This is a genomic window from Arthrobacter sp. 4R501 (assembly GCF_002929755.1).
Lineage (GTDB): Bacteria > Actinomycetota > Actinomycetes > Actinomycetales > Micrococcaceae > Arthrobacter.
Genome location: NZ_PJIW01000003.1, coordinates 264,599 through 283,031, shown reverse-complemented (window position 1 = coordinate 283,031; position 18,433 = coordinate 264,599). Strand labels below are relative to the sequence as shown.

Sequence of the window (18,433 nt, the reverse complement as noted above, 5' to 3'; positions counted from 1 at the left end):
CAGCCAAGGCCTGGAAGCCTTCGAAACCGCCAGGAACTCCGCCGCATCAGGAAAAGTACTCCTCAACTTCCAACCGGAATAGCACGATAAGGACGCGCTGGTTCTGGCTGGTTCTGGGCGCGGTCAGCTCCGGCGGACGGGAAGGAACACCCGGGGCTGGTCCGTCCACGTTCCGGACAGCCGGGAGGTCGTGCGGCGCATGATCTGTTCAGAAGCGGCCCGGGCCGTGGCGGCGTCCCCGGCGGCAACCGCTTCGGCGAGATCGATGTGCCACTGCAGCGCCCCCTCGTGGGGGTGGTCCGGCATTAGTCCGTGGACCGTGCGCCCCGTCAGGGTCTCCGCCACCTGCCCCATCAGGTTGGCGAACATTTCGTTCCCCGATCCGGATAGCAGGACCGAGTGAAAGGCGATGTCCAGCTCCAGGAACTTCTGCGCGTCCCCGGAGTGACCGGCGTCGCGCAGGGCATGGGCAATGTCCACCAGCTCACGCCGGAGCTGCGCCGGTGCGTTGTTCGCGGCCAGCTCGGCCGCGGCGGGCTCGACGGCGGAGCGCAGTTCGATCAGTGACCGCAGCTGGGCGCCGCGGGCGTCGCTGGACAGCCGCCAGCGGATGACCTGGGAATCGAAGGGGTTCCAGCGGCTCGGCGGCAGCACGCGGATCCCCACCCGCTTGGTGGTTTCCACGAGGCCCAGGGACTGAAGGACCCGCACAGCCTCGCGGACCACGGAACGCGAAACCTGCAGTTCTTCCTCAAGATGCTCGGCCAGCATGATGTGTCCGGTGGGCAGCTCGCCCGTGATGATCCGGGTGCCTAGGTTCTCGATGGCACGGTGGTGCAGGCTGGTCGACATGGACTCAAGCCTAAACTGGGATTGACTGGGCCCGTTCCACAAAGTGGGCACCGCTTCCCTCACGCCGATTGAATATATATGCTTTATTAGGATCCATCGGTTCGTGACAGCGTGCTTCGCAGCGAACGCGGAGCCATCTGCACATCCATTGCACAACGAAATTGGAGTTTTGATGTCTGCACACATCGGTGTCACCGGCCTTGCGGTGATGGGCGCCAACCTGGCCCGCAACCTGGCCCGCAACGGCTTCACCGTTGCCTTGCACAACAGGTCCGTCGAAAAGACTGACGCGCTGCTCGAAAAGCACGGCACGGACGGCGACTTCGTCCGCACCGAAACGCTGCAGGAACTTGTTGACTCGCTGGAGAAGCCCCGCCGCGTCCTGATCATGGTCAAGGCCGGCAAGCCGGTTGACTCCGTCATCGAGCAGCTTGAACCCCTGCTGGAGGCCGGCGACATCATCATCGACGCCGGAAACTCCCACTACGAGGACACCCGCCGTCGCGAAGCCGCGCTGGCGAAGAAGGACCTGCACTTCGTCGGCATTGGCGTCTCCGGCGGTGAGGAAGGTGCCCTGAACGGCCCGTCCATCATGCCCGGTGGTTCCAAGGAGTCCTATGACGCCCTCGGCCCGCTGCTCGAAAAGATCTCCGCGCACGTCGACGGCAAGCCCTGCTGCGCCTGGATCGGCACCGACGGGGCCGGCCACTTCGTCAAGATGGTCCACAACGGCATCGAATACGCCGACATGCAGGTCATCGGCGAAGCATTCGACCTCCTCCGCTCCGGCGCCGGCATCGAACCCGCTGACCAGGCCAAGATCTTCGAAGAGTGGAACAAGGGCGAACTCGCCTCCTTCCTGATCGAAATCTCCGCCGAGGTCCTGGGCCACGTTGACACCCGCACCGGCAAGCCGTTTGTCGATGTTGTGGTGGATGCCGCAGGCCAGAAGGGCACCGGACGCTGGACGGTCATTTCGGCGCTGGAGCTTGGTTCCCCGACGTCGGGCATCGCCGAGTCGGTCTTCGCCCGCGCCCTGTCATCGCAGTCCGAGCAGCGCAAGATCGCCCAGGAACTGCTCGCCGGTGAGGAAATCGCCGTCGATGTTCCGGACACCTTTGTTGAGGACGTCCGCCAGGCGCTGTACGCGTCCAAGCTGGTTTCCTACGCCCAGGGCCTGGACATGCTGACCTCAGCAGCCAAGGAATACGGCTGGGACCTCAAGCTGGACGAGATCGCTTCGTTGTGGCGCGGCGGCTGCATCATCCGTGCAGAGCTGCTCAAGGAAATCACCAACGCCTACGCCGCCGAAGACAAGCCGGCCAACCTGCTGTTCGCCCCGGCGTTCACCAAGGCCATCGCCGAGGTCCTGCCGGCATGGCGCCGCGTGGTCTCCACCGCCGTCCAGCTCGGCATCCCCGTGCCGGTCTTCTCCTCTTCACTGGCCTACTACGACGGCCTGCGCCGCAAGCGCCTGCCGGCCGCAGTGATCCAGGGCCAGCGTGACCTCTTCGGCGCGCACACCTACGGTCGCGTCGACGCTGAGGGCACGTTCCACACCCTGTGGGGCGAGGACAAGTCCGAAATCGAAGCAGTGGACACGCACTAATCCCCATGCTCTGATTGCATCAAGCTGCAAACCCTGCGGCCGGCACTTCCCGGATATTCTGGGAGCTGCCGGCCGTTGGCGTTTCCGGCAGCAGCCGCGGTGTCCGTCCATCCAAGGAGTCAGAATGCCCAAGCCAGTCGCATTTGTTACGGGAGCCTCCACGGGTATCGGCTTCGAGGCGGCGAAGAAGCTCAGCAGCCATGGCTTCATCGTCTACGCCGGCGCCCGCCGCGTGGACAGGATGGAGCCGCTGAAAGCGCTTGGCGTCCAAGTCCTGGCACTGGACGTGACGGACGATGACTCGATGCGTGCCGCCGTCGGCCGTGTCCTGGAAGAACGCGGGCGGATTGACGTTCTGGTCAACAACGCCGGCTACGGGTCCTACGGGGCGCTGGAACTGGTGGACCTGGCCGAAGGCCGGCGCCAATTTGAGGTGAATGTCTTTGGCCTTGCCAGGATGACGCAGCTGGTCCTGCCGGCCATGCGGAGTGCGGGCCGGGGCAGGATCATCAACATCTCGTCCATCGGCGGAAAATTCTACGAGCCCCTCGGTGCCTGGTACCACGCCACGAAGTTCGCCGTGGAGGGCATGAGCGATGCGCTGCGGCTGGAACTCAAGCCGCACGGCATCGACGTAGCCATCATTGAACCGGCAAGCACGCTCAGCGAATGGGGCCGGATTTCCGCTGACGGGCTGCTGGCCAGCAGCGGCGAGGGGCCGTACGCTGCCCAGGCAACGCATATGGCGAATGTCCTGGCGTCCACGGACAGGCCTGAGACGTCAACGCAGCCGGCCGTGATTGCTGCGGCTGTACTGCACGCGGCCACGGCTGCGCGTCCCCGGACCCGGTACCCGGTGGGCAGGGGAGCGGCAGCCATTCTGGGCCTGCGGCGCGTCCTGCCGGACCGGTTCTATGACGCGGTGGTCATGGCAGTCCTGAAGCGCGTTGCGGGGTAGAGGCTGCAGTAACGGGTCAGATCCGGTATTCGATGTCGTACTCGGCCGGATCCACTGCGGGTTTGGTTTCGCGCTGGGCATCGCGGTGGCGCCACTTGGCGGGCACGCCGGTGACAATCGATTCCGGCGGCGCGTCCTTGACCACCACGGCGTTGGCGCCCACGGCGCTGTCCCGGCCGATGGTGATGGGTCCCAGGATCTTGGCTCCGGCACCGATGGTGACCCGGTCCTCAATGGTGGGGTGGCGCTTGACCTTGGCCAGGGAGCGGCCGCCCAACGTGACACCGTGGTAGATCATCACGTCTTCGCCGATTTCGGCGGTCTCGCCGATGACCACACCCATGCCGTGGTCGATAAAGAAGCGTCGGCCGATCGTGGCGCCGGGATGGATCTCGATTCCGGTCAGGAAGCGGCCCAGCTGCGACACCAGCCGAGCCGGGAACCGCAGCCCCGGGTTCTGCCACATGCGGTGCGTCAGCCGGTGGATCCAGATGGCGTGCAGCCCCGAATAGGCGAAAAAATTCTCAAAAGAACCTCGAGCCGCCGGGTCGTGTGACCGGGCGGCATCGAGGTCTTCCTTCAGTCTTGCGAAAAAGCCCACAAAGTTCTTTCTACAGGAAACGGGGCGACAACGGGCTGATCAGCCTCGGATGTCGTCATAGAGCACGGTGGAGATGTAACGCTCACCGAAGTCGCAGACAACCGCCACGATCAGCTTGCCGGCATTCTCCGGACGCTTGGCCAGTTCCAGGGCACCCCAGACGATGGCGCCGGAGGAGATGCCGCCGAGGATGCCTTCCTTGACGCCGAGTTCACGGGCGACGCGGACGGAATCCTCCAGGGTGGCGTCCAGTACTTCGTCGTAGACGTTGGTGTCCAGGATTTCCGGGATGAAGTTCGCACCGATGCCCTGGATCTTGTGCGGCCCGGGAGCGCCGCCGTTCAGGATGGCGGAGTCCTTCGGCTCGATGGCCACAATCTGGACGTCAGGATTGCGTTCCTTCAGGACCTGGCCGACGCCGGTGACGGTTCCGCCGGTGCCGATTCCGGCGACGAAGATGTCCACCTTGCCGTCGGTGTCGGACCAGATTTCCTCGGCGGTGGTGGTGCGGTGGATCTCAGGGTTGGCCTCGTTGGCGAACTGCTGGGCCCAGATGGAGTTCTCCGTGTTGGCCACGATTTCCTGGGCCTTTTCCACGGCGCCGCGCATGCCCTCGGAACCCGGGGTCAGCACAATCTCGGCACCGAACGCCCGCAGCATAACGCGGCGCTCGGTGGACATGGTCTCGGGCATGGTCAGGATGACCTTGTAGCCGCGGGCAGCACCCACCATGGCCAGGGCGATGCCGGTGTTGCCGGAGGTGCCTTCAACGATGGTGCCGCCGGGCTTAAGGGCGCCGGACTTCTCGGCGGCGTCAACGATGGCCACGCCGATGCGGTCCTTGACGCTGTTGGCTGGGTTGTAGAACTCCAGCTTGACGGCCACAGTGGCGCCCAGGCCCTCGGTGAGCCGGTTCAGGCGGACCAGCGGAGTGCCGCCGACCAACTGCGTTACATCGTCATAGATCCGTGCCATGTAGATATGCCTATCTCTCAAGAGTGAATGCTGAGGTCAGCCTAACGATGGCTGAGTGGCCGCTGCTAAGCATTAAGCCATGCAGAGTAATATTTCCTGGCCTTCGCGAGCTTCGGATTGATGATCACCTGGCAGTAGCCCTGCTCGGGATACTTGGCGTAATAGTCCTGGTGGACGTCCTCCGCCACATGGAACCGTGGCAGCCGGCTGACCTCGGTCACAATCGGGTGCGACCACAGAGCCTGGTTCCGTTCGATGGCTTCCTCGAAGAGAATCTTCTCCTCGGTGGTCTCATAGAACATGGACGAGCGGTACTGCGTGCCCACGTCGTAGCCCTGGCGGTTGAGCGTGGTGGGATCGTGCAGCGCGAAGAACATGTCCAGGATGACCTCGGCCGGGATGATGGACTCGTCGAAAGTGACCGCCACAACCTCAGCGTGGCCGGTGGTCCCGCCGCAGACGGAGTAGTAGTCCGGCCGGGGGTCATGGCCGCCCGTGTAGCCGGAAATCACCGAGGAGACCCCCTTGGTTTTCTGGTAGACAGCATCAAGGCACCAGAAGCAGCCCCCGCCAAGAACAAAAGTTTTCATGACCTCTTCAATGGTTGAGCGCGCCGGATGATTCCCTGACCACCCTACGAGACTTTGAATGATGCCGGGCAAACGGCCGGATGGGGTAAAACTGAGACTATGGAATCTGCAGACACCGGCGTTACAGATGCGGGCAAGCACGACGACGGCACCCTTACTGGGGAGGACGCTGCGGCGGCTGGTCCGGCTGCTCCCACGCTGGGCCAGGTGCTGCTGGCGGTAGAGGAACTCTGGCCCGAGTCACTCGCCGAAAACTGGGACGAGGTAGGGCTCGTGGCCGGCCACCCCTCAGCGCCCGTGACTCGGGTGATGTTCGCCGTTGATCCCACGCTTACGGTGATCGAGGAAGCGGTGGAATGGGGTGCCGAGCTCCTGATCACGCACCACCCCTTGCTCCTCAAAGGCGTCACGTCGGTGGCCGCCACTACTGCCAAAGGGCAGGCCATCCACCGTCTCATCGAGTCCGGCACCGCACTCCTGACCGTCCACACGAACGGTGATTCCGCCGTCGGGGGCGTTTCCGACGTCCTGGCTGATGCGCTGGGACTGGAGGGCGTTGTCCCGCTGACGGTTGCCGCGAACGGCCTGCCCGAGGAAGGCATCGGACGCGTGGGTGATCTGGCGGACGTGATGAGCCTGGGCGACTTCGCGGCCAGGGTGTTCGGCATCCTGCCGTCGGTGGCCGGGGGAGTCCGCGTGTCCGGGGACAAGGATGGGCTGGTGCGGCGCATTGCGGTTTGCGGCGGGGCGGGGGATTCCCTGTTCAACGAGGTGCGGGCCAACAACGCCGACGTCTACGTCACCGCCGACCTCCGGCACCATCCGGCGTCCGAAGCCCGGGAAGCGGCAGTGAACGGCCGGCCGTACCTGATTGACGTTTCGCACTTCGCCAGCGAATGGCTCTGGCTGCCCGCCGCTGCGTCGGCACTGGGGAATGTGCTCGCCGATCAGGGCCATGACGTCGAGATCCAGGTAAGCACCACCAACAGCGATCCGTGGGACTTCATTCTGACTCCGGGCTAAGCCTGGCGTGCGGGGGTCCCCGGGTGACCCGGGCGAGCCTGGGGAGCACGCTAGGCGCTAGAGTCTATACAGCGCCGATACGGTGCCCGGCTTCGGCCGGATTGGATTTAGCGGAGGTAAATAGTGGCCAAGGCAGCACCGGCGGAACAGTTGAAGTTGCTCGAACTGCAGGGGCTGGACGCAAAGCTCAAGTCCCTCTCCAACCGCCGTCGGGCCCTGGACACCGATCCCCGGATCGAGGACCTGCAATCAGCATTGTCCGTCGCCAACGGTGAACTCGGCTCCGCCAAGATGGCCGTCCATGACGCCGAAGCCGAGCTTAAGCGTGCCGAGGCCGACGTCGAACAGGTCGCCTCCCGCATTGCACGCGACGAAGCCCGGCTCAACAGCGGCACGGGGCTGTCCAAGGACCTCGTGGCGCTGCAGAAGGACATCGCCTCCCTCAACAAACGCCGCTCCGACCTTGAGGACGTGGAGCTGGAAGTCCTGGAACGCCTGGATTCCTTGCGCGAACGGCAGGCTGCCCAGCAGCTCATCGTGGACAACGTCCAGGGCTCGTTCGGCGGCATCCGCGCCGAACTCGATGAGGCCCTGGCCGAGGTGGCCGCCGAAGCCGCTGTTGTCCGCGGCAAGCGTGCCGAATTCGCTGCAGGACTCGACGCCGGGATGCTGGCAATTTACGAAAAGACGCTCGCTAAGCGTGGAGTGGGCGCCGCCCGGTTGTTCCACGGAACCTCGGAAGCCTCCGGCATGAAGCTGAGCCCCGGAGACCTCGCAGAAATCAAGGCCGCCGCCGAAGACGACATTGTGTTCTGCCCGGATTCGGGTGCCATCCTGGTGCGCTCCGCCGAGTGGAATACCCCCGCCCCAAGTAACTAGCACTTGACGTCGTGAAAATCGCGAATGGCGACGTTAACTGCGAGCTAGTTGGGCAGGATGATGTTCAGGGCGTGCGGCTTCCGCGCTGAACCGTCAACCAACTCCGCGTCCCATTTCTCGCGCGCGGCCTTCAGCAGCTGTACCGGGGTCTGCGGGGCGTTTCCGCGGCGGGCCAGCAGGTGCCGTGCCAGCTCGCCGCGCGTGTGTTTCGCGAAGTGGCTGACCACCTTGCGCACCCCGTTGACCTCGGTGAACACGTTGACGGCCACCGTCTGAGCCGGCGGCGGTGCCCATGCCACGGCATACGTGCTGGAGCGGCAGTCCACGAGCAGATGCCCGGACACCGACTCCGCGAGGGCTTCCGAAAGCTGCGGCTTCCAGAACGAGGCGAGCCGGCCGACGTCGGGCAGTGCCGTTCCCATCGACAGCCGGTAGGCGGGCACACGGTCGGCGAAGCGGATGGCACCCCATAGGGCCGAGATCACGAGCACCGAACCATCGGCCTTCCGGCGCTGCGCCGGGGTCAGCGTTTTGTAGCCGAGGGCGTCGTACAGAACGCCCGAATAGATCTGGTGCGCAGGGGCCGCCGGTTCGGCGTGGAGCCGGGTGTTGCGTTCGACGTCGTCCTGCAGCGATGCGCCGACGCCCAGCAGCGCGAGGGCATCCTCATGCGCACTCACCGTCCCCAGCGCCTCCAGGACTTTGGCCCGGTAGGTGTTGAGTTCCGGAAAGCTCAGTGACGGCCAGTCGACGGCGGACCCGCGGACTGCGGGGGTCTTGCCTTCGGAGGGGGGAAGCAGAATCAGCACCGTACGATCCTACCGGCGACGGCGGTGCCCTCTACCGGCGGTAGACTGGTCTGCGGATGGGTTGACCAGGCGGCCGCGCGTCACGCAAGTGGCTCGAGGAACGTCCGGGCTCCGCAGGGCAGGGTGGTGGGTAACGCCCACTCGGGGTAACCCGCAGGCCAGTGCCACAGAGAACAGACCGCCTGCGTCTTCCGGCAACGGAAGCTCAGCAGGTAAGGGTGAAACGGTGGTGTAAGAGACCACCAGCTTCCCGGGTGACCGGGAAGGCTAGGTAAACCCCACCCGGAGCAAGGCCAGACAGGACACGTTTGAGGGCTGCCCGCCCGAGTGTCCGGGTAGGCCGCTGGAGGGCGTCGGCAACGGCGTCCGTAGATGGATGGCCGCTACTCCCGCGCTGGTAATGGCACGGGAGCACAGAACCCGGCGTATCGGTCAACCCATCCAACACCACCCGCCGGGCACCGACGCGGCCCCGCATGTGAGTGATTTCACGCCGGTTGCGGCGGTCCGCGGTGTCGCTCCAGCCTAGAATAGAGAGCGAACGTAGAAGTTCTGCCGCCGGGTCTGCGTTCGCAGCCGGTGGCTTTTCTTTACGCTTCTCCACGGCACCCGGGATGGACCGCATCCTGCCGGTGCCAGAGCCCCTGGACAACATCAGGTGGCCGCCAACCGCGTACGACGACGTATGCGGCTGAACCGAGGAAGGTAGTTCTGTGAGCCAGACGTCAGATTCTTGTCTTGATACGTGGATGGGCCGGGAGGCTCTCGCCGAGGCCATGATTCCGGTGATTGGCCGGCTGTACCGCGAGAACAACGTGGTGACCAGCATTCACGGCCGCAGCCTGATCAACAAGTCCACCATGAACATCCTCAAGGCGCACCGTTTCGCCCGCCGCATGAGCAACACCGAGCTCCTGCTCGAAGAGACCGCACCGCTGCTGAACATCCTGGCTCAGCTGGAGCTGGGTGCGGCGGCCATCGACGTCGCCCGCCTCGCGGAAAAGTTCAAGGCAGAAGGCGACGGTGCCACCCTGGAAGAGTTCCTCCGCGCCGAGCTTGCCGAGGTAGTTGGCAAGCGTGGTGGCGATGACCGCACCAGCACCGACGTTGTGCTCTACGGCTTTGGCCGGATCGGCCGCCTGCTGGCGCGCCTTCTCATCGAGAAGGCCGGCGGCGGCCACGGCCTGCGCCTGCGAGCCATTGTGGTGCGCCGCGGCTCGGACAAGGACCTCACCAAGCGCGCCAGCCTTCTGCGCCGCGACTCGGTCCACGGCTCCTTCGAGGGAACCATCCGCGTGGACGAGGACGCCAACACCATTACCGCGAACGGCGTCCAGGTCCAGGTCATCTACTCGGACAACCCCGCCACGATCGACTACACCGCGTACGGCATCCACGACGCCCTGGTGGTGGACAACACGGGCCGCTGGCGCGACGCTGAGGGCCTGTCCCAGCACCTGCAGAGCAAGGGCGTTGCCCGCGTTCTCCTTACTGCCCCGGGCAAGGGCAATCTGAAGAACATCGTGCACGGCATTAACCACGGCACCATCGAGGACACGGACCAGATCGTGTCCGCGGCGTCCTGCACCACCAACGCCATCACCCCGGTCCTGAAGGCTATCAACGACAAGTTCGGCGTGATCCACGGCCACGTGGAGACCGTTCACTCCTTCACCAACGACCAGAACCTGATCGACAACTTCCACAAGGGCGACCGCCGCGGCCGCTCCGCCGCGCTGAACATGGTCATCACCGAAACCGGAGCGGCCACTGCCGTGGCGAAGGCACTGCCCGAACTTCAGGGCAAGCTCACCGGCAGCTCCATTCGCGTCCCCACCCCGGACGTCTCGCTGGCCATCCTGAACCTCAGCCTGGAAAACGGCACCACCAAGGATGAGGTGAATGATTATCTGCGTCAGATGTCCCTGCATTCGGACCTCCGCAAGCAGATTGACTACATCGATTCGCCCGAGGTTGTTTCTACGGACTTCGTCGGCTCGCGCCGTGCCGGCATCGTTGACGGCCTTGCCACGATCTCCAACGACAAGAACCTGATTCTTTACGTCTGGTACGACAACGAGTTCGGCTACAGCTGCCAGGTAGTCCGGGTTATGGAAGAGATGGCCGGCGTCAACCCGCCGGCGTTCCCCGCCAAGGAAGCCGCTGCGGCCCTGGCCGCAATCGCCGTCTAAGCCGTTTGCGGGCTGGCTGCCGGACATTCCCGGCTGGTTCGCTGGAATCAGCCGGGAATCGGGACCACACTGGTGGCATGGATAACGAAACTCTCCACGAGACCACCCTTGAACACGCCCTCGATGTCGCCAAGGCCAACCACAAAGAAGCCATCAGGCTCCTGGAGCAGGCCCGCGCGTCCCGGGCTACAGGCGACGTCGGCGACGACCGTGTGCGCCAGCTCGAAGGGCTCCTTCAGGTTGCCGAAGAAGACCTGCGCCGTGTAGTCCGGGAGCAGTAGCCGGCCATAGCAGTAGGCGGATGACCCGGGCCACTCGTCCTCCCCATTGTGGATAACCGGAGGGGTGTCAGTGGGGTGGCCTAGGCTCTTCTGGTGCATTACATTTCCGGAAGAGCCGGTTGCCCATGACCGTCAGCTGGCGTGCCTACCGCCGTGCCCGCCGCCGTTCGAGGCAGGCCTGGGCTCTGCTGGCCCTGCTGGCCGTGTCTGCAGTTGGCTCTGCGGGGTGGTTTTTCACCGCGGGCCAGTTCGCTGCGGCAGAACCGGCAATCGCCGGGCCCCGCGAGGCGCCTGTTTTCGACGGGACCTGGATGAAGCCCGTGATCCCGGTGCACGCTGTACCGCAGATGAGTGCCCTGACCGCCCTCGAGCGGCTTTCCGTCAAGGGACGGGCTCCCAAAGACAATTACCAGCGGGAGGCCTTCGGGCAGGCCTGGCTGGACGTGGACCGGAACGGCTGCGACACCCGCAATGACATCCTCCGCAGGGACCTCACCGCTGTGGGCTTCACGGAGGGGTCCAAATGCCGGGTCGCGTCGGGCGCTTTCCACGAGCCCTACACGGGGGAAATGGTGGACTTCCGCCGTGGCCCGGAAAGCAGCAAGGCGGTCCAGGTCGATCACGTGGTAGCGCTGGCAGACTCGTGGCAGAAAGGCGCACAGGGGCTGACCCCGGGGCAGCGCCAGAGCCTGGCCAACGATCCGATAAACCTCATCGCCGCGGACGGTCCTGCAAATCAGCAGAAGAGCGCAAGCGACGCCGCCACCTGGCTGCCGAAGAACAAGAACATCCGCTGCCATTACGTGGCCCGCCAGATCTCGGTGAAGGCGTCCTATGGACTGTGGGTCACGCAGCCGGAGAAGGATGCGATGAAGCGCGTCCTGGACTCCTGCCCGGACCAGCCAACCATTACCGCGAGGTAATGCTTCGGCTCAGTGGCCGAACGGGTCCGGATCCACGCCGGGCATCCAGGTCAGGCCGGGCACACCCCAGCCGCTCTTCTTGGCCAGTTTCATGGCCTTCCGTGCATAGCGGTCAATCAGCCGGTTGACGTAGAGCTTTCCGTCGAGGTGGTCGTATTCGTGCTGGATGACCCGTGCGAACCATCCGGTCGCTTCGAACTCCACCGGCTGCCCATGGCCGTCAAATCCTTCCACCCGCGCCCACTCCGCACGCTTGAGCGGGTATGCGCCGCCGGGGAAGGAGAGGCAGCCCTCTTCCTCTTCCTCGGGGTCCGGCAGCGCGCCAGAGATCTTGGACAGGGTCAGTACCGGGTTTACCAGGACTCCGATGGGCGGAGCGCCGTCGTCATTGGCGTACTTATACACGAAAATTCTTTTGCCCACACCGACCTGCGGCGCCGCCAGGCCCACGCCGTTGGCGGCGTCGTTGGTTTCAAACATGTCCGCGATCAGGGTGCGCAGTTCGTCGTCGAAAACCTCCACCTCGGCGGCGCGGCGGTGGAGCACCGGTTCACCCCAGACGGTGATTGGCAGAACTGTCATGTCAGGCGGCCCTTCGTGCGTGCGGCGTGGCGCCGGCGGTTATGCAAAAAAATGGAGGCCGTACCGGATATCCGGTACGGCCTCCAAATGGACGGCTTTTACTGCCGCCCTATGAGGGTGAGCTACGGGGGTTGAACCCGCGACCTCCTGGACCACAACCAGGCGCTCTGCCAACTGAGCTAAGCCCACCATGTGCCCCACAGATTTCCCGGTGGTCCGGTGCTCTGGAAAGGCAACTCAAATAGCTTACCTGCTGTTTGACGGTGCTTGCGCCACTTTTGGGGTTTTTGCGAAAATTTCCGCCAAACGTGGCGCAGATTACTCTTTCGGAATACCTGCTGTGCCCGGCGAGGCAGTGATGCGCTGGGCGACTTCGCGGGCCGTGGCGCTGTCAGGCCCGGGAGCGGGAACAAAAACCGCCTCGCGGTAGTAGCGGAGCTCGTCGATGGAATCCTGGATGTCACCCAGGGCGCGGTGGCCGCCCTTCTTGGCGGGGGACTGGAAGTAGGCACGGGCGAACCAGCGGCGGGAGAGTTCCTTAATGGTGCTCACGTCGATCACGCGGTAATGCAGGTGCTCCACAACGGCCGGCATGTCACGGGAGAGGAAGACGCGGTCTGTTCCAACGGAGTTGCCGCCCAGCGGTGCCTTGCGCGGGTCCGGCACCCACTTTTCGATGTATTCCATCACGGCGGCTTCGGCCTCGGCCATGGTCTTGCCGTGCGGCAGTTCCTTCAGCAGCCCGGACCGGGTGTGCATGTCCCTCACGAAGTCGTTCATCTGGGCGAGGGCAGCACCCTCAGGCTTGATCACCACGTCCACACCGTCGCCGAGAATGTTGAGCTCTGAGTCCGTCACCAGCGCCGCCACCTCGATCAGGGCGTCGTTCTTGATGTCCAGGCCGGTCATTTCGCAGTCGATCCAGACGATGCGTTCGTTAGATATAGGCACCGGACCAGCCTACCGTTTAGCTCCGGCGCAACCGTCCGATGCTAGGATTTCGGGTACATGGGGCGAGGATTTTGCCGCTGTGCAGTGTCTGCGCGGCCCGGGCGGCCACAGCCGCCCGCGGGACTTAAGCGCCGAGTGTAAAGAGATTGGACGATCCTGAGATGACGGCGCCTGTGCCTGCAACGGGGGAGATGGCCGCCAGCGTGATCCCGGAGCCCGCTGCGGCAGAAGTGGATAACGCCAGGTCCCCCATCCTTGCCGGTCTTGTCGGCTCGGTCCTTATGGTGTTCGGATCCCTCGGCGTCGGCTGGCTGGCCCCCGTATCCGAACTCCGCCGCGTACCGATCTTTATCTGGATGCGGACGGAGGCCATCGGCGTTGCCCTGGCCATCGTGCTGGTTGCGGTAGGCGGCATGCTCCTGGTCCGCTCCTGGCTGAGGCTCGGCCAGCGGGTCCGCGTGTGGGGGCCGGCGGCACGAAAGGCAACTCTGCAGGCCATCGCAGCATGGGGCCTGCCGTTGATGTTCACCGTCCCGCTCTTCAGCCGCGACGTATATGCCTACATTGGTCAGGGCAGGCTGATGGTGGAGGGGTTCAACCCCTACGAGAACGGCATCTCGGCGCTGTCCAACTATTTCCAGCTAGGCGCCGACAAACAGTGGACTGAAGCTCCCGTGCCGTACGGCCAGCTGTTTCTGTGGATCGAGCAGTTTGTGGTCTGGTCCACCAACGTCCAGCCCGAGGCCAGCGTGATGCTTTTCAGGCTCGTGGCGCTGTTTGGTGTGGTCCTCTGTGTCATCTACGTGCCCAAGCTGGCCGAGCTTCACGGCGTCAATCCGCACCGCGCTTTGTGGCTCACCGCGGCCAACCCCCTGTTCCTCACCAACTTCATCGCCAGCGTCCACAACGATGCCCTCATGATCGGGTTGGCCCTTGCCGGGCTGTACTACGCGGCCACCAGGCGCGTGGTGCTGGGCATAGTCCTCGTCACCCTTTCCATCGCCGTCAAGCCCATCACCATCGTTTTCCTGCCGTTCATCGGCCTAATCTGGGCAGGCAAGAACGCCGGCTGGCCGCGGAAATTCCTGTTCTGGGGACTGACCGGAGGCCTGAGCCTGGCCATTCTGTACGGCCTGAGCCTCGTCAACGGGTTCGGCTTCGGCTGGATCAATGGGCTGTCCGCCCCTGGCAGCCTCTTCATTTGGTACGCGCCGGTGGGCTTGGTGGGGCTGGTGGTCGCTTCCGTTTCGAACGCCTTCGGCCTTGACGGGTGGACGCTCGCCGACTGGGTGTTCGACGCCGGCAAACTACTTGCCGTAGGCATCGTCGCCTTCCAGATCTTCAGGGGTGAGCATGAACGGCTGATCCGCCGCCTCACCTTGGGCTTTGCGGCCATCGTGGTGCTGGCGCCGATGATCCAGGCCTGGTACGTGGTGTGGCTCATCCCGCTGTTCGCGGTGACAGGCATCCGCAATGACTGGCAGGTCAAGGCCCTGTATTTCATCGTGTCGTTCTTCATGATCTACGCCATTTCTGACCAGCTGGAGGTATTTCCCTACCTCCAGACCGAGGACCTGGGACTTGCCCTGGTCCTGGCCCGCTTCGCGGCGGCGATTACCGGCCTGCTTTTTGCCATGTACCTGATCTTCATGGATCCAGACACCAAAAGGCTCTTCCGGAAGTCGGCCGAACCGGTGACTGAACGGCCCGTTATCTAGTCTCCGCAGGCGCGGTTATCCGGCGCCGGTGATTCCCGCCGTCGTGCCCTGTTCCAGGTGCCGCAAGGCTTCCTTCCGGGACAGCGGACTCAACCGCGTGCCCTTTTCCAACACGAAACCGTGTACCCACTCCGGGTCCGTTTTGGCGTATTCACGAAGCGCCCAGCCAATGGCCTTCCGGATGAAAAACTCCGGGTCCGCCAGGTTCGGCTCAATGACAGCCCGCAGCAGGTCCTGATCCGTGCTGGCCTTGGCCTTCAACTGCGAGGTGATGGCCGACCGCCTGATCCAGAAGTCCTGGTCTGTACTCCAGGCCAGCAGGAGTTCGGTCATCATGGGCCGGTGGGCCTGAAGAAGCCCGCCGATACGATGCGACACCCCATCCACGAAATCCCACCACGCGCCGGTGCGGATGATCTCCTCATAGACAGGGAGCATCAGTTGGTCACGGGCCACCAACCGGAGGCTTGTCAGGTCAATGGCCGCATAGCGTTCCTCGCGTACTGTGGAGCCGCGCCAGAGTTCCAGCACCGTTGCCCGCAACTGGCCCGCCGACGTAACGGGATGGACGGAAGCAGCGGCCAGCGTCAGCCGCCTGACTTCCGGGACTCTGACGCCCAGTGACGGCAGAGTGGACTTCATATACGCTTGCGCGCCAGTGGCCCGCACCGGGTCCGTCCGCTCCCGCAGCGCCGCGCGCACGGCATCCAGCAACTCGCGGTTCGGAGTCTCCGTGGCCGGAGCTTCCGTGACCGTTGCCTCCGTGTCCAGCGATTCGTCATTCGGCGACATTCGGCGACATTCGGTCCATGGTGCAACTTTAGCGAGGTGCCGGCGGCGTGGATGTCGGCGGGTCCATCCTCAGCGGGACGGCTCTACAGTGGGACCAGACAAACTGCACGTTCCCCTGAAACGTGCCACCCGACGTCGGAGGTTCCCTGTATGTCCATGATCAAGACTCCCGAGCAGATTGTCCTCATGCGCGAAGCCGGGCGGGTGGTGGCCAATACGCTGGCGGCGGTGCGTGAGGCCGCCGGAGTGGGTGTCACCCTGCGTGACCTCGATGCGCTGGCCGCCGAGACGATTGCCACGGCGGGAGCCACACCGGCCTTCCTGGACTACCACCCGCGCTGGGCCGCAGTTCCGTTTCCCGGCGTGATCTGCACAAGTGTGAACGACGCCGTGGTCCACGGAATCCCCGACGGTTACAAACTCCAGGACGGTGACCTGCTCAGCGTGGATTGCGGGGCATTCCTGGAAGGCTGGTGCGGCGATGCGGCCGTCAGTTTCATTGTGGGAACAACCGATCCTGTGGACCAGACCCTCATTGATGCCACGGATGCCGCCTTGGCCCGTGGGATCGAGGCAGCCCGGATCGGCAACAAGATGGGCGATCTTGCCTACGCGATCGGCGGCGCCGCGCGGCGGGCGGGCTATGGTCTGCTGGCTGACCACGGCGGCCACGGGATCGGCCGCACCATGCACGCCGAACCGCCGGTGCCCAACGACGGCAGGCCGGGACGGGGGATCAAGCTCACCGAGGGGCTGGTCATCGCCATCGAGCCCATGCTGATCCTGGGCCGCAAGGACGACTACTACCAGGACGACGACGGATGGACGCTGCGTTCCGCCAACGGCCGCCGGGCTGCCCACAGCGAACACACAGTGGCCATCACTGCCGATGGCCCCCTGATCCTTACGCTCCCTTAGGTCCGGTGAGGCTCAGGCGCACCACGGCCCGCCCTGGGACGGCGCTGCTGACCACGGTGAACCCGGCGCGCAGGAAGAGGTTCAGCGTGCCGTGGTAAAGGTCTGCGGGTCCCGCTTTGGGCCGCTGCTCGCGGTCCACCGGGTAGCCTTCCACAACGTCGGCACCATTGAGCCGGGCATGCTCGACGGCGGCGCGCAGCAGCGCGGCTGCCACACCGCTCCGGCGGTGGCCGGCGGCGACCACAAAGCAGGTCACTGACCACACCCCGCCGGACGCATCCGGTGGTGCTGTTTCGGAATCGGGCGGCCCTGCTTCCTTCGCTTGCCGAAGCACGCGGGAGCGAAGCACTCGGGGATAACAGGTCCGTGGCTCCACGGCGCACCAGCCCACGGGCTGACCGTCGACGAAGGCGAGGACGCCGGGGGCGGGGGAGCCGCCGTCGAACTTTTCCTTCAACTGTGCCTTCCGGGCGGCCGGCCCCAGCGCGGAGTACTCCGGACCGGTGAGGGCAAAGAAGCGGCACCAGCAGCGGGATGGTTCGCCGGGGCGGCTGAACAAGCGCTCGACGCCGTTCCACTGCGCCGCGGCCGTCGTCAGGCCGGGGACGGGCCCGTCAGTCATGCTGGTCAGGCCACCGACTCGGCGCTGCTCGGGTGTGCCACTTCGGTGCTGCGCCGGAGTATGACCTGGCCGGTTATCGGGGGCGATCCGGCATCGTCGGCGGACGGGCCGGCTGCGCTGCCGGCGGCCTGCCGTCCGATCTCCTCCAGGGGAAGGTGCACCGTGGAGAGGGCCGGCCGGAAATCGCGCAGAGTCTCAATATCGTCGAAACCGGCAACGGCGGCGTCGCGCGGGATCCGCAGTCCCTGGGAGCGCAGCGCGGCGGCGGCCCCGATGGCCATAACATCGTTGACGGCAAAGATGCAGAGACGTTTTGTCGCGGTCCCGGGTTGGGACGCTGTGATCCGTGCAGCCAGGGCGAGGCCGGCCTCGAAGCCGCCCGCACGGGTGAAGTCCGTGCGGATGACGTCCGCGGCAGGCAGGCCGGCGCTGGCGAGGCCGCGCTGGAACCCACGGATCCGGTCGTCGGAGGTGAACAGCCCTTCCGGGCCGCCGACGATCACGAAGTCTTCTTCCCGCGACGCGGCCAGCTCAGTTGCGAGCTGCGCGGCCAGCTCCTCATTGGGCACACTCACCACGTGGTAGCCGTCCGCTGTCGCGGCCCCCACAATCCCGTGGCCGATCACGCCCACGTGGCCGCCGTTGCGGCAGTATCGGTCCAGTTCCGCAGCGAGTTCGGTGTTGCCTTCCAGGTCCTCGGTGCGGGAGGTCCGTGATCCTGCGATCACGATGGAATCTGCGCGGCGTGCGGCGAAGGCAGCCACGGCCTCCTTCTCACTGTCCGGAGCGCCCTCGGTGGTGGCCAGCAGCACCATCTTGTGCTGTTCCCTCGCGGCATCCTGGACGCCGCGGGCAATGGCTGCGAAGTACGGATCGGCAATGTCATGCACAATCAGCCCGATCAGCCCCGAGCTGGACTTGGCCAGCCCCTGCGCCTGGGCGTTGGGAATGTAGCCGAGGGATTCGGCGGCCTGGCGCACCCGGTCCGCAATATCCTTGCCGGGTATCCGGGCGGAGCCGTTCAGCACGCGGGAGGCGGTGGCCGGCGAAACGCCCGCCAGCCGGGCCACCTCGGTGAGGGTACTTGCAGCCACAACTTCTCCCGTTCGTACAGACTTTCAGCGCCGTTAGCGCAGCTTTCAGTATGGCAGTTTGAGG

The 18,433-nt window shown here is 65.0% G+C and carries 19 protein-coding genes, 1 tRNA gene and 1 other RNA gene; 10 read left to right on the top strand and 11 right to left on the bottom strand.

The features are described from left to right. Positions 1-123 precede the first annotated feature (123 nt). Positions 124-852 carry a FadR/GntR family transcriptional regulator gene (locus tag CXR02_RS04330; RefSeq protein ID WP_104060871.1) on the bottom strand — a complete coding sequence of 243 codons (729 nt, stop codon included), beginning with the start codon at positions 850-852 and terminating at the stop codon, positions 124-126. Positions 853-1,024: 172 nt separating this feature from the next. Between CXR02_RS04330 and gndA the strand changes: the two genes are divergently transcribed. Together gndA and CXR02_RS04320 are read left to right on the top strand one after the other, a co-directional pair. Then, positions 1,025-2,461 carry an NADP-dependent phosphogluconate dehydrogenase gene (gene gndA, locus CXR02_RS04325; protein ID WP_104060870.1) on the top strand — a complete coding sequence of 479 codons (1,437 nt, stop codon included), beginning with the start codon at positions 1,025-1,027 and terminating at the stop codon, positions 2,459-2,461. A gap of 124 nt (positions 2,462-2,585) precedes the next feature. Beyond that, positions 2,586-3,419, top strand: a complete 834-nt coding sequence (locus CXR02_RS04320) for an oxidoreductase (RefSeq protein WP_104060869.1) — start codon at positions 2,586-2,588, stop codon at positions 3,417-3,419. A 16-nt stretch (positions 3,420-3,435) separates the two neighbouring features. Here CXR02_RS04320 and epsC read toward each other — a convergent pair whose 3' ends face one another. The 3 genes from epsC to msrA form a co-directional block, all read right to left on the bottom strand. After that, complete coding sequence (gene epsC / locus CXR02_RS04315) at positions 3,436-4,020, bottom strand: serine O-acetyltransferase EpsC (protein WP_104060868.1); 585 nt, start codon at positions 4,018-4,020, stop codon at positions 3,436-3,438. A gap of 39 nt (positions 4,021-4,059) precedes the next feature. Then, the gene (gene cysK, locus CXR02_RS04310) at positions 4,060-4,995 is read right to left on the bottom strand and encodes a cysteine synthase A (RefSeq protein WP_058932137.1); all 936 of its coding nucleotides are present in this window, start codon (positions 4,993-4,995) and stop codon (positions 4,060-4,062) included. Positions 4,996-5,060: 65 nt separating this feature from the next. Next, positions 5,061-5,585 carry a peptide-methionine (S)-S-oxide reductase MsrA gene (gene msrA / locus CXR02_RS04305; protein WP_104060867.1) on the bottom strand — a complete coding sequence of 175 codons (525 nt, stop codon included), beginning with the start codon at positions 5,583-5,585 and terminating at the stop codon, positions 5,061-5,063. A 99-nt stretch (positions 5,586-5,684) separates the two neighbouring features. On the opposite strand from msrA, the gene CXR02_RS04300 reads away from it, so the two are divergent. Together CXR02_RS04300 and CXR02_RS04295 are read left to right on the top strand one after the other, a co-directional pair. After that, positions 5,685-6,608 carry a Nif3-like dinuclear metal center hexameric protein gene (locus CXR02_RS04300; protein WP_104060866.1) on the top strand — a complete coding sequence of 308 codons (924 nt, stop codon included), beginning with the start codon at positions 5,685-5,687 and terminating at the stop codon, positions 6,606-6,608. Positions 6,609-6,731: 123 nt separating this feature from the next. Further along, positions 6,732-7,487 carry a zinc ribbon domain-containing protein gene (locus CXR02_RS04295; protein ID WP_104060865.1) on the top strand — a complete coding sequence of 252 codons (756 nt, stop codon included), beginning with the start codon at positions 6,732-6,734 and terminating at the stop codon, positions 7,485-7,487. 44 nt (positions 7,488-7,531) lie between these two features. Here CXR02_RS04295 and CXR02_RS04290 read toward each other — a convergent pair whose 3' ends face one another. Beyond that, positions 7,532-8,296 (bottom strand): YaaA family protein, encoded by a 765-nt coding sequence (locus CXR02_RS04290; RefSeq protein WP_104060864.1) that lies wholly within the window; start codon positions 8,294-8,296, stop codon positions 7,532-7,534. 57 nt (positions 8,297-8,353) lie between these two features. Here CXR02_RS04290 and rnpB point away from each other — a divergent pair. The 4 genes from rnpB to CXR02_RS04270 all read left to right on the top strand — a co-directional run bounded on the left by rnpB (position 8,354) and on the right by CXR02_RS04270 (position 11,692). Continuing rightward, positions 8,354-8,740: RNase P RNA component class A (gene rnpB / locus CXR02_RS04285), an RNA gene on the top strand. Between the two features lie 269 nt (positions 8,741-9,009). Continuing rightward, on the top strand, positions 9,010-10,488 hold the full coding sequence (locus CXR02_RS04280; protein ID WP_104060863.1) for a glyceraldehyde-3-phosphate dehydrogenase: 1,479 nt from the start codon (positions 9,010-9,012) through the stop codon (positions 10,486-10,488). A gap of 77 nt (positions 10,489-10,565) precedes the next feature. Continuing rightward, a complete protein-coding gene (locus tag CXR02_RS04275; RefSeq protein WP_104060862.1) occupies positions 10,566-10,769 on the top strand; it encodes a hypothetical protein in 204 nt (67 codons plus the stop codon). A gap of 125 nt (positions 10,770-10,894) precedes the next feature. Then, complete coding sequence (locus tag CXR02_RS04270) at positions 10,895-11,692, top strand: HNH endonuclease family protein (RefSeq protein ID WP_104060861.1); 798 nt, start codon at positions 10,895-10,897, stop codon at positions 11,690-11,692. A gap of 9 nt (positions 11,693-11,701) precedes the next feature. Here the strand turns inward: CXR02_RS04270 and def are convergent, their stop codons facing one another. The 3 genes from def to orn all read right to left on the bottom strand — a co-directional run bounded on the left by def (position 11,702) and on the right by orn (position 13,225). Continuing rightward, the gene (gene def, locus CXR02_RS04265) at positions 11,702-12,274 is read right to left on the bottom strand and encodes a peptide deformylase (protein ID WP_056340647.1); all 573 of its coding nucleotides are present in this window, start codon (positions 12,272-12,274) and stop codon (positions 11,702-11,704) included. A gap of 116 nt (positions 12,275-12,390) precedes the next feature. Continuing rightward, a tRNA-His gene (locus CXR02_RS04260) sits at positions 12,391-12,463 on the bottom strand. 129 nt (positions 12,464-12,592) lie between these two features. Next, positions 12,593-13,225 (bottom strand): oligoribonuclease, encoded by a 633-nt coding sequence (gene orn, locus CXR02_RS04255; RefSeq protein ID WP_104060860.1) that lies wholly within the window; start codon positions 13,223-13,225, stop codon positions 12,593-12,595. A 161-nt stretch (positions 13,226-13,386) separates the two neighbouring features. Here orn and mptB point away from each other — a divergent pair, with 161 nt between their 5' ends. Continuing rightward, complete coding sequence (gene mptB, locus CXR02_RS04250) at positions 13,387-14,943, top strand: polyprenol phosphomannose-dependent alpha 1,6 mannosyltransferase MptB (RefSeq protein WP_181037117.1); 1,557 nt, start codon at positions 13,387-13,389, stop codon at positions 14,941-14,943. A 15-nt stretch (positions 14,944-14,958) separates the two neighbouring features. Here the strand turns inward: mptB and CXR02_RS04245 are convergent, their stop codons facing one another. Next, positions 14,959-15,735 (bottom strand): DNA alkylation repair protein, encoded by a 777-nt coding sequence (locus CXR02_RS04245; protein WP_104060859.1) that lies wholly within the window; start codon positions 15,733-15,735, stop codon positions 14,959-14,961. 150 nt (positions 15,736-15,885) lie between these two features. On the opposite strand from CXR02_RS04245, the gene map reads away from it, so the two are divergent. Continuing rightward, positions 15,886-16,653: a type I methionyl aminopeptidase gene (map, locus tag CXR02_RS04240; protein ID WP_104060858.1), complete on the top strand. Its 768-nt coding sequence runs from the start codon at positions 15,886-15,888 to the stop codon at positions 16,651-16,653. On the opposite strand, the gene CXR02_RS04235 is transcribed toward map, so the two are convergent. Then, the gene (locus CXR02_RS04235) at positions 16,640-17,275 is read right to left on the bottom strand and encodes a GNAT family N-acetyltransferase (RefSeq protein WP_104060857.1); all 636 of its coding nucleotides are present in this window, start codon (positions 17,273-17,275) and stop codon (positions 16,640-16,642) included. The two genes, map and CXR02_RS04235, sit on opposite strands and share 14 nt — an antisense overlap. Before the next feature lie 5 nt (positions 17,276-17,280). Continuing rightward, positions 17,281-18,369: a LacI family DNA-binding transcriptional regulator gene (locus CXR02_RS04230; protein WP_104060856.1), complete on the bottom strand. Its 1,089-nt coding sequence runs from the start codon at positions 18,367-18,369 to the stop codon at positions 17,281-17,283. Positions 18,370-18,433 lie beyond the last annotated feature (64 nt).

Bases quoted from the DNA above. Each gene is read 5' to 3' on its own strand.
- CXR02_RS04330 (WP_104060871.1), bottom strand. From the start codon at position 852: ATGTCGACCAGCCTGCACCACCGTGCCATCGAGAACCTAGGCACCCGG.
- gndA (WP_104060870.1), top strand. From the start codon at position 1,025: ATGTCTGCACACATCGGTGTCACCGGCCTTGCGGTGATGGGCGCCAAC.
- CXR02_RS04320 (WP_104060869.1), top strand. From the start codon at position 2,586: ATGCCCAAGCCAGTCGCATTTGTTACGGGAGCCTCCACGGGTATCGGC.
- cysK (WP_058932137.1), bottom strand. From the start codon at position 4,995: ATGGCACGGATCTATGACGATGTAACGCAGTTGGTCGGCGGCACTCCG.
- msrA (WP_104060867.1), bottom strand. From the start codon at position 5,585: ATGAAAACTTTTGTTCTTGGCGGGGGCTGCTTCTGGTGCCTTGATGCT.
- CXR02_RS04300 (WP_104060866.1), top strand. From the start codon at position 5,685: ATGGAATCTGCAGACACCGGCGTTACAGATGCGGGCAAGCACGACGAC.
- CXR02_RS04275 (WP_104060862.1), top strand. From the start codon at position 10,566: ATGGATAACGAAACTCTCCACGAGACCACCCTTGAACACGCCCTCGAT.
- CXR02_RS04270 (WP_104060861.1), top strand. From the start codon at position 10,895: ATGACCGTCAGCTGGCGTGCCTACCGCCGTGCCCGCCGCCGTTCGAGG.
- def (WP_056340647.1), bottom strand. From the start codon at position 12,274: ATGACAGTTCTGCCAATCACCGTCTGGGGTGAACCGGTGCTCCACCGC.
- mptB (WP_181037117.1), top strand. From the start codon at position 13,387: ATGACGGCGCCTGTGCCTGCAACGGGGGAGATGGCCGCCAGCGTGATC.
- CXR02_RS04245 (WP_104060859.1), bottom strand. From the start codon at position 15,735: ATGTCGCCGAATGACGAATCGCTGGACACGGAGGCAACGGTCACGGAA.
- map (WP_104060858.1), top strand. From the start codon at position 15,886: ATGTCCATGATCAAGACTCCCGAGCAGATTGTCCTCATGCGCGAAGCC.
- CXR02_RS04235 (WP_104060857.1), bottom strand. From the start codon at position 17,275: ATGACTGACGGGCCCGTCCCCGGCCTGACGACGGCCGCGGCGCAGTGG.